This window comes from Halorientalis sp., from assembly GCF_028275115.1.
Lineage (GTDB): Archaea > Halobacteriota > Halobacteria > Halobacteriales > Haloarculaceae > Halorientalis.
In genome coordinates this window covers 1-12,281 of sequence record NZ_JAQCNH010000061.1, presented here as the reverse complement: position 1 = coordinate 12,281, position 12,281 = coordinate 1, and the positions used below count along the sequence as shown (strand labels likewise).

Annotated in this window: 11 protein-coding genes; 8 read left to right on the top strand and 3 right to left on the bottom strand. The window is 62.3% G+C overall.

Annotated elements, in window-relative coordinates; translation table 11 throughout:
* Both Q0964_RS09180 and Q0964_RS09175 read right to left on the bottom strand, forming a co-directional pair.
* On the bottom strand, positions 1 to 743 hold a 743-nt coding region (locus Q0964_RS09180), incomplete at its 3' end, for an SDR family oxidoreductase (RefSeq protein ID WP_299266305.1).
* Between the two features lie 568 nt (positions 744 to 1,311).
* Positions 1,312 to 2,073: a sugar phosphate isomerase/epimerase family protein gene (locus Q0964_RS09175; RefSeq protein ID WP_299266302.1), complete on the bottom strand. Its 762-nt coding sequence runs from the start codon at positions 2,071 to 2,073 to the stop codon at positions 1,312 to 1,314.
* 229 nt (positions 2,074 to 2,302) lie between these two features.
* Between Q0964_RS09175 and Q0964_RS09170 the strand changes: the two genes are divergently transcribed.
* Positions 2,303 to 2,482 carry a hypothetical protein gene (locus tag Q0964_RS09170; protein WP_299266300.1) on the top strand — a complete coding sequence of 60 codons (180 nt, stop codon included), beginning with the start codon at positions 2,303 to 2,305 and terminating at the stop codon, positions 2,480 to 2,482.
* 1,318 nt (positions 2,483 to 3,800) lie between these two features.
* On the top strand, positions 3,801 to 4,997 hold the full coding sequence (locus Q0964_RS09165) for a Cdc6/Cdc18 family protein (RefSeq protein WP_299266298.1): 1,197 nt from the start codon (positions 3,801 to 3,803) through the stop codon (positions 4,995 to 4,997).
* Positions 4,998 to 5,902: 905 nt separating this feature from the next.
* Here Q0964_RS09165 and Q0964_RS09160 read toward each other — a convergent pair.
* Positions 5,903 to 6,256: an Hsp20/alpha crystallin family protein gene (locus Q0964_RS09160; protein WP_299266296.1), complete on the bottom strand. Its 354-nt coding sequence runs from the start codon at positions 6,254 to 6,256 to the stop codon at positions 5,903 to 5,905.
* A 1,188-nt stretch (positions 6,257 to 7,444) separates the two neighbouring features.
* On the opposite strand from Q0964_RS09160, the gene Q0964_RS09155 reads away from it, so the two are divergent.
* From Q0964_RS09155 to Q0964_RS09130, 6 genes are all read left to right on the top strand, one after another.
* Positions 7,445 to 8,101, top strand: coding sequence for an AIM24 family protein (locus tag Q0964_RS09155; protein WP_299266293.1), 657 nt, complete (start codon positions 7,445 to 7,447; stop codon positions 8,099 to 8,101).
* 373 nt (positions 8,102 to 8,474) lie between these two features.
* Complete coding sequence (locus Q0964_RS09150; RefSeq protein WP_299266290.1) at positions 8,475 to 8,675, top strand: hypothetical protein; 201 nt, start codon at positions 8,475 to 8,477, stop codon at positions 8,673 to 8,675.
* Positions 8,676 to 9,071: 396 nt separating this feature from the next.
* Complete coding sequence (locus tag Q0964_RS09145; protein ID WP_299266287.1) at positions 9,072 to 10,112, top strand: sensor histidine kinase; 1,041 nt, start codon at positions 9,072 to 9,074, stop codon at positions 10,110 to 10,112.
* Between the two features lie 12 nt (positions 10,113 to 10,124).
* Positions 10,125 to 10,355 (top strand): hypothetical protein, encoded by a 231-nt coding sequence (locus Q0964_RS09140; protein WP_299266285.1) that lies wholly within the window; start codon positions 10,125 to 10,127, stop codon positions 10,353 to 10,355.
* Positions 10,356 to 10,476: 121 nt separating this feature from the next.
* Entirely contained in the window at positions 10,477 to 12,045 is a 1,569-nt protein-coding gene (locus tag Q0964_RS09135; RefSeq protein ID WP_299266283.1) for a bacterio-opsin activator domain-containing protein, read from the top strand.
* Positions 12,046 to 12,096: 51 nt separating this feature from the next.
* On the top strand, positions 12,097 to 12,281 hold a 185-nt coding region (locus Q0964_RS09130), incomplete at its 3' end, for a hypothetical protein (protein ID WP_299266280.1).

Below are 12,281 nucleotides of genomic sequence, written 5' to 3'. Positions count from 1 at the left end.
TAAAACCGCTCGTGAATGTCCCGTCGGTAGAGGTCGAGTTCTGCCACTGCCGTCGCCCCCTCCTGGTCGGCCGCGTAGACGATTCCGTCTGCCACGTCCGCAGCGCTAACTGTCGCCTCGGGGTCGAGGTTCTGGGCGTTCGTCGTCTCCCGGAACGCCGACCCGAACTCGGTCGGGACACCGGTGGGATTGACGACGGTGACTGCGACCCCGTCCGGACCGGCGCGGCCGGCTACGCTCGCTGCGAAGCCGCGAACCCACCACTTCGAGGCCGCGTACACCGGTGTCGACGTACTCGGGTACTTGCCTTTGGAGCTGCCGACGAACACGATGGCTCCGTCACGCTCGCGAAGGTGTGGTAGCGCCGCCCGCGCCGTGTAAAATGCGCCGTGGACGTTCGTCTCGGTGACGGCCTCGAACTGCTCGCGGGGCAACTCCGACAGCGGTACGTCCCGGACCTCGCCGATGCCAGCGTTGACCACGGCCACGTCCAGCCGCCCGAAACGCTCGACCGCGGCCTCGACGAGCGCCGCGACAGCGTCGGGGTCGGTCACGTCCGTCTGGACGGCGGCCGCCGCAACGCCGCAGTCGCGACACTCCTCGGCGACCGCTTCGAGCGCATCCACACTCCGGGCACCGAGCACCACAGCGGTCCCGTTCTCGGCGAATCGTTTCGCTGTCGCCGCTCCGATACCTGAGCTCGCGCCGGTGATCAGCGCGACTCGAGCCTGCGTCTCCGTCACGGCCGGACACCTCCCGCGGCAGTCATCGCGAACCCCCACCAGAACGCGGTCGGTTTGTTGCTGGGCTGGTCTCCCTCGTGGCCTCCGCGGAACGGTGTCGTCACCGTGCGTGACTGTTCGGTACTAGCACCGCTCGTGGAAGCGACTTCGGTCGTCGACTGTCCAAGCAGGTGCGTCCTGCCGGCGACGGGGCACGTTTCTGCCTCCATGGAGTCGACACAACGGACCACAGCGGCAAGTACACTCGGGTCCTGTGTCGCAGGCCGTCTGTGACACCACCTGCTCGTCCCTGGTGTCCCAACACTTAGGTCTCCGAGGGGGCTGTCCGGTTCGGGACTGTTGGTTTCTTTCGGCGTGCGGGGTGGAGCTCGACGTTCGGAGTGAAACTACTCGTTCGATGGACGAGGTGGAGGTCGTCTTTTAACAGACGCGGTGGAGTTCGGATGAGTCCTGCCGCCGAGTTCTCGCCGCGAGAAAGTTCCTGCGGGCGACAGACCGGCCTCGGCGGGAACGACGCTATAGGCGTGGGATGGCGACACTCACACGATGGCGATGGCGGGCTCGACTCTCACGGGCACTCGTCCTCCGGCGACACACCGTCGAGGGCCGCGGTAAATCGCTCCGCCGACGAGGTCAGATATCCTGGGTCGTCGGTGAACACCTCGACGGTCGCAGTCGTCGGTGCCGCGTCGGCGAGCGCCGGCCCGAGCGTCGCGTAGTCGACGTCGCCGCTGCCGACCGGGATGTGCGTATCGCGGCGGTGTCGCGCGCCGTGGACGTGGAGGTGGTCCACGATGTCACCGTACGAGTCGAGGAACGCAGTCGTGCCCTCTGTCCCCGCCTCCAGGTACGCGTACCCGACATCGAGACACACCGCTGCGCCTGCTTCAGCGGCGAGTTCGCCGACCTGTTCCAGCGCGACCCCACCCGCATGGCCGACAGTCTCGAAACAGACAGTCACGCCGTGCTCTTCTGCCCGGTCGACCACCGCACCCATCCTGTCGGCGAGGTGGTCTCGCCCGGAGCCCCGAGAGCGCGGGTGGGCGACCGCAGTGTCAGCGCCCATGGCCGCGGCCGCGGCGAGCAACGTATCGAAGTACTCGAGCGTCGCGGAGTCGATCCGCTCGACCGTCGTCGCGAGCGGCTGTCGGTACGGGAGGTGGACCGTGGCACCGAAGCCCCGTGTCGTTAGTCGCTCCGAGAGCGCGGCGGGGTCGAGCGCGCTTACTGGCCGCTCTCCCTCCCCAATCGCGACCTCGACGAAGCTGAACGACCCTGGCAGTTCATCAATCCTGTCGACGTACGGCCCGACGGAAACACCGATGTCCATGCCCGTACTATTGGGCCGACAGTGATGGGACTTGTTCCACGAGTTTCCGCGACCGGACTCGGCTGGACCGTTCGTCGTGGCCGCATCGGCAACGACCGGAACGCATAGACCTAGCAGGCTCTCGTGTCGTCTGCTCCCGGCAGGCTCTCGTGTCGTGTGTTCGGCCGCCAGTTTTCGGTCACTCGACCGACCGACGGAGTGTTACTCGTTCAGTTCTTAGTCGGAGATGATGCCACAGTACACAGTGACGTTCGCCGAACCCCACACCCTCACAGACGGCGACGACGAGACTGTGCAGGTGACCGGATACGAGGACGTCGGCAGCATGTACATCCTCGAGTTATTGAACGGCGAAACGCGGTCGGTCGGGAAACAACTCGTCGACGACATCACAGAAACCGACGACTGACTGGTTGTTTCAATATTCGTGACGAGTCTGCCTCCGTGACGAGTCTGCCTCCGTGGCGAGTCTGCCGACTTGTGTCGTGCCCTGTTTTAGCCGTATACAGGCGCTAAGTCCGCATCATCAGGGAGCTACGGCAAACTGGAGAGTCGGAGTGAGTCGTTCACGGTGAACCCACCCTCCCCGCCTCAGCGGCGCCACGTTGTGTATTTTTCTGTACCCTCCGGACGGGGGGTAGTTCTTAACCAACACGGTTCGAATACCGGACAGTTGTTGGTTAAGATTCGACTGTGAGACGGTGTCTGTGTGGTCGAGTCGGAGGCTCCCAGAGACACACACCGGGTTTCCGGTGAAATCGGGAGGCAGAAGAAGAGACACCGGGTTTCCGGTGAAATTGTAAGCTGGTGTGTCTCGGACCCGTTCGTTGGGCCTCGCTCGGGATCGTCTTGCACATATCAAAATGGTAGCACAACCACGGACGGTCGGAGGGTCACACGGTGCAGAGACATCGAGATCGGCCGAGACAGCGACGAAATGATGAGGCAGTTGGGCCGGCCGAGACGACAACGAGTTGGACGGTTGGCTGAGACGGTCTGCTACCTAACCACGGGAGACAGCGGTTCCACAGGGAGAGGAGGGTGACCCCACTGCACCCCACTGCATCCCACTGCATCCCACTGCATCCCACAGGTCCCGAGAGAGCTCTCTCGAGTTCAGAACCGGTCGTTCAATTGTGGATCAGAAGATGAGCTCGATCGGTGCGGCCGTCTTCAGAGAAGAGGGGACCTCAAAGAGTAGGAGGCATCAAAGAATGTGGGACCTCAAGGAATGTGGGACCTCAAACAATAGGAGGCCTCAGAGGATGGGGAGACGGGAGACGGAATATCTTCGAGAGGGAACACACACACACCACGTTTCCGGTGAAATACCTAGAAGAGTGTGTGCCGTCCGTGTTGACTCCAGTGCAAAATGAACCTCTACTTGACAAGAGACGTATGTATGTCTGACGTAGATATAAGTACTATGGCCTCGTTACATCCCTACAAGCGAGTCGCTCAGTTTGGTAAGGGCGACTCCAGTCGCTCTAACTCTCCACTCGAACCACTCGAAAACCTGCTCTCCTGTGCCGTATTCTGCCGGAAGCTCGTGCGGTTAGCCTGCTCCTCCCGTGGTTGCGGGCGGCGAATACCGTGTTTCCGGTGGGACCTGACCCCCGTTTCTTCTGGAGTCCACCCCCTCTTCTGAGGAGTTTCACCGGAAACGTGGTGTGTGTGTCTCGGGGAAAGAACCAAGTCGTTTCACCGGAAACGTGGTGTTCAAGCGAATGTCCGAGTCCGACGACCTCTTTATTAGAGAAGACGCAATCTTCGCGAACAAGGAACTTCTCGAGATCAACCATCTCCCTGACGAGGGTCGGATCGTCGGGCGTGACGAAGAGATTGCCGACCTCGCGAACGCAGTGAATCCCGCTATCTTCAATCAAAGCCCAAGTAACGTGCTGATCTTCGGGAAAACCGGGACCGGAAAATCTCTCTGTGCGAAGTACGTCTCTCAGCGACTGATCAATACGGCAGAAGAGGAAGGCGTCAACGCCGCGTTCGCGTACGTCGACTGTGCACAGGATTCGACCGAGACCCAGGCCGTCCAGACCGTCGCGTCCGAACTCAACCAGGACGGAACGGAGATCAAGATTCCCGACAAGGGGATCAGCACGTCGACGTACTACAAACGGCTGTGGGGAATCCTCGAAAACCTCTACGACGTGACACTGATCATCCTCGACGAGATCGACAAACTCGACGACGACGACATCTTGATGCAGCTCTCGCGTGCCGGTGAGGCCGGGAAAATCGAGAACTGCAAGATCGGTGTCATCGGCATCAGTAACAAGATCAAGTACAAAGACCGGATGGACGAACGGGTCAAGAGTAGCCTCTGTGAGCGCGAGTTCGTATTTCCGCCGTACAACGCCGACCAGCTACAGGAGATTATGCAGGCCCGTGGAGACGCGTTCAAAGACGGCGTGCTGGAAGGGGGCGTCGTCCCGCGAGTGGCCGCGCTTGCAGCGCGGGAGCACGGGGACGCGCGAAAGGCTATCGACATGCTCCGGTACGCTGGTGAAATCGCGCAGTCGAAGGACGCCTCGATGGTCCGGGAGGTGTTCGTCACCGAAGCGCGGGAACGCGCCGAAACGGACCGCTTCCGCGAACTGATTCGGGGGTCGACGCCGCACTCTCGGTACGTGCTGCAGGCGTTGACGTTGCTGTCGATAGATGCCGACTCCGAAACCGGGTTCCGAACGACCCGAATCTTCGATACGTACAAGCAGATCTGTCGGCAGGAAGCCGCGGACTCTCTCTCACTACGTCGGGTTCGTGACCTGCTCAAAGAGCATGCCTTCCTAGACGTCATCGAACAATCACGCCACAGTGGCGGGAGTGCCGAGGGGAGTTACACCGAGCACCAGCTCCTGGAAGACCCGGAAGTCGTAAAGCAGGTGCTTCAGGACACCATCGAGTAACGGCTGAGACGGCCACGACGTCGGATTTCACCGGAAACCCGGTGTGTGTTCGCTGTAGACCGTCTGCTTCACTGGAAACCCGGTGTGTGTTCGCCGAGGCATCCTCCGTTCACCGGAAACCCGGTGTGTGTTCGGCACCGGCTGCCGCTTCACCGGAAACCCGGTGTGCCTTCGCCGAAGAAAGCTCGTTTCGACCGAAACCGAACATGCGTCCGCCGAGGAACATCCACCTCACTGGAAACTCGGTGTGTGTTCGCCGAGGCATCCTCCGTTCACCGGAAACCCGGTGTGTGTTCTGCACTGACTTTCCGTTTCACCGGAAACCCGGTGTGCGTCTCCCGCGAATCGATCTCGCTCGGAAAGCTGCACATCTGCCTGGAATCGCCGAACGTGACTGCAGCGTAACCCGCCGTCGAGCAGACGGTGGCTCTGTCCGATATACGAGTACACACCTCCGCCCTCCCCAGGGACCCGTAGAGACGATGGGGCTCCCTGCCGACTCACGTTCCGCCGACTGCACTGTATTGGCCGGGAGCCGACAGTGTCCCCCGCAGCTTCTGCCGTTTCGGTGGCTAAACTCTTTCACAGACGGAGTACGAGAACGGCCGTCTGCTCGTTTCGTAACCAACGTCAACCCCCGACTGTTGGTTAACTTTCGCCACGAGACCTCCTCGTCCGAGACTCCGACCAGATTACCGATATGGAGACGGCTACCGGCGGACACTCGCATGAGGATATGACCCCGTCCAAGCGACAGTGTCGCAGACAGGACTATCCAGCGTGGACCCGTCCTCGAGAAGACTGCGTGTGTCGCAGCAGTTCGCGGAGTTTCGACCGTCTCCGGCCTTCACCTGCCCGACTGTTGATTGCCTCCGTCACTCGAGCGCGACTCCCGCAGGTTCCGCTCAGTGGAACCCGATATTTGCGGGGTCAGAGTCACGGTCGAGCGTGATTTCCAGAACGCCGTTGTTGAAGCTCATCTGTGCGGACTGGTCGTCAACGTACGCCGGCAGGTCGACCCGCTTGATGACCGGGCGTGGGTTACGCGCCACACCGATCGCCAGAACCCGTCCATCACACTGAATATCGATCTCTTTCTCGCTGGCGTCGGGAATATCTGCGACGACGCGGATTTCGTCGTCGTACTTGTGGATGTCGACGGGCTCCGACTCGCCGTCGGCCGTCCCAGATAGCATCTCGTTGATCTCACCGGAGAGATCACCGAACGGCTCGTCGTCGTCGTCCGGGTTGCTTCTCATCACTATTTATATGGTATTTAGGCGGATAAGACTTCGGTACGAGCCTGCCGGCCGCTCAGCAGCGGCGGTCTTACGCCTACGAGAGCCATCAGACCGCCAGTTGCCAGTGGTCGGCCACAGCAGCCACAGGCGAGTCAACAGGCTGGCCACGTTCCGGGCAGTGTTTCGGACGGAGAAACGCGGCTTCGGTATTTATTCACCCTCGGACCGTGGTCAAACATAGCCGCCGGTCGGAGGCGGTCCCCGAAAAGTATCCGACATCCCCACCCCCACCCCGCAGCTGCCCTCCGTACCCCCACCCCACAGCTGCCCACCCCTACCACTGCCCTCCTTCGTCTGCTCGAAGCGTCTAGATGTGCTGTTCTATGGGCTCCGTACTCACGACCCGGCACCGACCTGCAGTGTCTCTCTGCGGAATCTACAGGCGGTTGATGGCGAGCGTTTCGGGGCCCGGACGGAACTCGAAGATTTCCGTGATGACGAGAACCGAAGATTCTCGAACCACTCGACCCCGAGGGTGAAGCCCGTCACGATACTTAAAGAATTTACAGTTGTGGCCAACCACTCTGACGACGACCAGAATCAACCCCAAGACATGGAACTGAATATCGCAACTACTTCGACGGCCGTTCGCTGATGGAAATGTGGCCCCTCTCAACATCCGCTACGGCGATGCGACGGGGGTTTCAACGGGCGGAGTGGAGCCGCCGACTCCCACGGATACTCGCTGCAGGCGAGTGTTCGGGTGTTACTTCCAGCCAACTCCTCACGAGAACGGTCGGGAGGAATTACACTCGCCCGCCGGGTGCGGTGCCGACCCTACACGGTGAGGCCGCCGGGCTTGCCCCGGCGGTAGTTTATACCACGACCCTCCCGAATTTGTCTGTCACAACCGTCTGTAATGTGCGTCTGTAATAGAACGCTGGAACAGATGTCTGTAACAGGCGACCGTGCGTCGAGACCGGACGACCGCTGTGGTAGGGCACGTCGCTGTAGCCACCCCTCACGGGAACGGACAGTGCGTCACCGGCGCGCGGTGGCGGTTCTCACTCTACTGTGCGTCCCGAAGCCGCTGGGGCCCGACCGGGACTCAGTGTGACGGTCGTTTCAAACCGAGAAACAGCGCCCCTCGGTTATTTCAATCGGACGCCGGACGTTCGAGCGGAGTCTTACCGGTTCCGTGTACCCATGGACATCGAACAGTTCAAATCCGAACACGCACCGACGAAGACGGACGAAAGCTTCCGGCTCGAGAATAGCTATACGCTCGACGTAGCCGTCGATGGCTCGGTGATGGCCAAGGCAGGCTCGATGATTGCACACACCGGCAACCTATCCTTCACGGGACAGGCCTCCGCGGAAGGAGGTATCACCGGCTTCCTCAAGGAGGCCGCAACCGGCGAGGGAACACCTGTCATGACCGTCGAAGGGCAGGGACACGTCTATCTCGCCGACACGGAGAAGAAGGTGCAGGTGCTGACGCTCGATGCCGACGAATCGGTGACGGTCAACGGCGAGGACGTCCTCGCGTTCGAGAACGGCCTCGAATACGAAATTAGCACGATAGACAGTCTCGCGGGGTCGTTCGCCGGCGGGTTCACCAACGTCTACCTCCAGGGCCCCGGAACGGTAGCGCTGACCACTCATGGCGACCCCATCGTCGTGGAACCGCCGATTACCACTGACCCCGCCGCTACTGTCGCCTGGAGTGACACGTCTCCCGACGTGAGCGTCAACACCAACCTCTCAGACATGATCGGCCAGGAGTCCGGCGAGCGCTTCCAGATGGACTTCGAGAACGAACAGGGGTTCGTCGTCGTTCAGCCCCACGAAGAACACGTCTGACCGCGCCGGCGCCCGCCGGTGCCGGCCGCTCGTAACTCTGGATTTTTTATACCGTCGAGCGTTACGGACGCGATGTCTCGGAACACAGTCCCCGCGACTGACACGTGCACCGCGGAGCATCCGTCGTCGACAGAGCCTGGAGCCGGCCAGAGACACCGCATCCGACGGAGTCCGACGACAGTTCGACCGATTCCCGCGGGTCTGTCGCGTGGCGAACTGGGAGACCGTGTACAGGCGGTACAAGCCGACTGCCCCGGGGTGAGTTCACGGGGCTCGAAGACCAGGATTTACGATTACTAGATAGAACCGGGACTGCGACTGCGGCATTCTAGTCTCACGTTTTACTGAGATACCGGCTAACAGTACGACCACGATGTGGAACCCAGCAACCCTCTACCCGGCAGTGCTTGCGACCAGCGACGTGGCGATGGCGGCAGTCGCATACTCGTTCGGCTCTCTCGGCGTAGCCGCTCTCGTCGGCGTTCTGGGAGTGTCAGTCGTCTGTGCGACAGCTCTCGGCGACCCGCTAACCGACACCGTCGGTTCCGGAGCCGGCCCGGGGCTCAAATCGTGAGTCGCCCTCGCATAAAAACGCCGACCACTGACCAACCGTTCGCGTCAGCGGAGACACGAGAGACTACCGAACCCGTGCCCTCGTCCAGTACATCTCACAGTACAGACGACGGCTCGAGAGCCGCACCGTGGCCACCGCGACGACGACCGAGATGTCGGCTGACCGACCGCCTCTGTCGTGGCGGGTCGCATCTTTCGGCGGAATCTAGCCCCGACATTGGGACTGCTAGAACGACAAGCTAAGTACGAAGCCGGTTATTGTAACATGAGAATGGACCCGAATCCAGTTCGCGACAGGTCGGCGCGGGGCCGGAGAGGCTGGAGCCTGTGCTGTTGTGCCCCCTGTTTGCTCCGTGTGGCCGGGTCAGTGATCTAAATGGGCGGGGACGACCACCAGGTGGATCGAAACGACGCCACGGTCCCGATGGACGCGGTCCCGAAACCACTCGCTCGGTACGCCGTGAGAGACGACACCGTGTCACTGGTCGAGACGAACGACCGCTTCGACTCGCTGTTCGCGGTCGACGAAGCCGACGACTCGTTCCGGACCTGGTGTGTTGAGAACGGGCTCACGGCCCGAAACCGGAGTATGGAGGACCTGTGTGCCTCTCTGGTGGCCGGCGACCCGGTCGACACTGCCGTCAGCACCGACGGGACCGATGCCGGTCTCGATGGAGTCGCAGCCGGCACCTACCGGTTCGAGGCCACCGGCACTCGGGACGAGCACGGGACAATCGTGGTCACCGAGGCACCGGGGGACCGCAGCGACGACCTCGCAGGCGAACAGATCGCGAGCGTCATCAGCCACGACCTCCGGAACCCCCTCGACGTGGCGAAGGCACATTTGCAGGCGGCCCGCGAGACGGGCGGCCAGCAACACTTCGACAGCCTGGAACGAGCCCACGACCGGATGGAGCGAATCATCCAGGACGTCCTCACGCTGGCGCGTCGCGAGGGCGTTATCTCGCCGTCACCGGCCGTCGAAGTCGATACCGTCGCGACGGACGCCTGGAGGACGGTAGACACGACGCGTGCGTCGCTCCAGCTCGAACCGGAACTCCCCGCGATTACGGCCGATCCAGACCGCCTCCAGCGTCTCTTCGAGAACCTCTTCCGGAACAGCGTCGAACACGGCACGGTGGACGACTCGGCGGCTGAGGCGGATGACGACTCCGAGACGGAGCGAGATGGAATCACGATTCGAGTCGGGACGGTCGACGGTGGGTTCTACGTCGCCGACGACGGCCCCGGAGTCCCACAGGACGACCACGAGCGGGTCTTCGACCCGGGGTACACCGACGCCGACGGTGGGACTGGACTCGGCCTGACAATCGTCGAACAGATCGCAGTGGCACACGACTGGACTGTCACACTCCAGGACGGTGCGGACAGTGGCGCTCGGTTCGAGTTCCGCGGCGTCGATTACGACACGCAGTAACCCGCTCGAAGGATGAACTGGTGGAAACGATACGACGACTTCACCTATCGGATAGTCCCGATGGTCGGTGGCCTCGGCGGGATGGTGTTCCTCCTCGTGCAATCCGGCCCAGGGGAGGGCATCGTATCGGTCGGCCCGATTACTGTGGACGCGTTTTATTTCGGACTGGTGGCCTTCCTCCTGTGGTTCTGTTTCGGGGTGAGTATGTTGTTCGAGGACGACCCATACGAGCACCTGCCCTGAGACCCGGGACGCCGGCGACCGTCGAGACGGTCACGTCGCTTGGAGCCCGTGACGGTCCAGGAACGGACAGGCGAGTGGCACCGAGTCGGTAAATTGTATACGGACCGGACGAGATAAACACATGAACGATATCTGTATGGACGACAGTCTGCGGCAGGCCCCGGTCGGCGTGTTGGAAGCGACGGCAGAGGGGGAGATCGAAGCGGCGAATCCGGCAGCAGCGACGGTGCTGGACGTGGCCCCTGAAGAACTCGTCGGACGAGACGTGGCGTCGGCGCTCCCCAGGTCCGCCGACGGCACACTCCGGGAGGCCTTCACGACGGGTCCGCCCGACGAGCGCTCCATCGAAGAGTACTACCCGGAGATCGACAGGTGGCTACAGATCGATCTGCTCGGCGACGGCGACGAGGTCCGCATCTACGTGCGCGACCGGACCAACTGTCACGAGCGAAAGCAACGGATCGACCGGCTCGAGCGCCGGCTCGAGCGACTCGAGTCGATCGACTCGCTCGTCGCGACGGTCCTGCGGAAGATCATCGACGCATCGGCGCGTGAGGAAGTCTGGCGCACGGTGTGTGACCGACTCGGAACGACGGACCTGTACGAGTTCGCGTGGATCGGCGAACGGGATCTCACCGACGGTCGCCTCCAGGTCGCCGCGTCCGCGGGCGACGCACCGGAGATGCTCGACGCGCTCAGCGACAGACTCGAGACTGACACTAACGTTCCCGAGCGCGTCGCTGTCGAGAACGAAGCCACCCGCGTCGTCCAGACCATCGCGGACGAGAACGACATGCCACGCGAACTGCGGGTGGCAGCGTTCGGTCACGGCCTCCAGTCGTCCATCGCGGTGCCACTCGTGTACGGTGAAACCGTCTACGGCGTCATGGGCGTCTACGCTGCCCGTGAGGACGGGTTCAGCGAGCAGGAGGTTGCGAGCCTCGAGACGCTCGGAGCGCTCGCCGGGTTCGCAGTCAACGCCATCCAGCAGGCGGACCTCCTGTTCGCCGACACGGTCACTGAACTCACGCTCTCGGTCCAGGACGACGGGATTCCGTTCGTCGTGGCGGCCGAAGCCGCAGACGAACCGCTCTCGCTCGACGGTGCCGTCGTCCGTGAGGACGAGACGGTCGTGTGTTATCTTCGCGCTGCGGATGCGACCGAGGCAGTGATGTCGACGTTAGCGGAACACCCTGCCATCTCGACGGTGCGAGCAGTTCAGGAGGGCGACGAGACGCCGCTACTGGAGGTCGGTGTGTCCGGTGAGACACCGATAACGGCGCTGTCGAACTGGGGTGCGACCATCACGGCTGCGACGTACACTTCACGTGGTGCCGAGGTCACCGCCGACCTCCCCGCTGACGGGGACGTCAGAGACGTCGTCGAGACGGTAAGTGACGGGTTCGGCGAGACGGAGATACTCACGAAGGAGACGCGGGCTCGCGAACCGGAGACGATGGAAGCGTTCCGGAACGACCTCGCGGAGGCGCTGACGGACAAACAACGGAACGTGCTCAAGACCGCACATCTCTCGGACTACTTCACCTCGCCGCGGGGCAGCACGTCCGAGGAGGTAGCCGATGCGCTCGACATCGCCGGTCCGACGGTCCTCTACCACCTTCGAAACGCACAGCGAAAGTTGCTGGACGCGTTTTTCGACGAAGACGCGGTATCGGAGGCAGGTGACTGACCTCGGGCAGTGACCACGCTTTTTTGTGGGCTATCGTAGTAACCGGTACGGATGCCGCCAAATCCGCTCTCCCTCCGGTCGCTCGTCGTCATCGTCACCGTCGAACGCGACGGCGCGCTCGCCCGGGCGAACAGGGCCGCAACCGAACTGTTCGGCTCCGCGACCGACGAAGCACCGTTCGCCGACGTGATCGGGCATGACCGCACGGCACTTGCGAACCGGGAGACGGTCGAGTG

Coding starts and splice junctions, on each gene's coding strand:
- Q0964_RS09175 (WP_299266302.1), bottom strand. CDS start 2,073: ATGGACATCGGTGTTTCCGTCGGGCCGTACGTCGACAGGATTGATGAA.
- Q0964_RS09170 (WP_299266300.1), top strand. CDS start 2,303: ATGCCACAGTACACAGTGACGTTCGCCGAACCCCACACCCTCACAGAC.
- Q0964_RS09165 (WP_299266298.1), top strand. CDS start 3,801: ATGTCCGAGTCCGACGACCTCTTTATTAGAGAAGACGCAATCTTCGCG.
- Q0964_RS09160 (WP_299266296.1), bottom strand. CDS start 6,256: ATGAGAAGCAACCCGGACGACGACGACGAGCCGTTCGGTGATCTCTCC.
- Q0964_RS09155 (WP_299266293.1), top strand. CDS start 7,445: ATGGACATCGAACAGTTCAAATCCGAACACGCACCGACGAAGACGGAC.
- Q0964_RS09150 (WP_299266290.1), top strand. CDS start 8,475: ATGTGGAACCCAGCAACCCTCTACCCGGCAGTGCTTGCGACCAGCGAC.
- Q0964_RS09140 (WP_299266285.1), top strand. CDS start 10,125: ATGAACTGGTGGAAACGATACGACGACTTCACCTATCGGATAGTCCCG.
- Q0964_RS09135 (WP_299266283.1), top strand. CDS start 10,477: ATGAACGATATCTGTATGGACGACAGTCTGCGGCAGGCCCCGGTCGGC.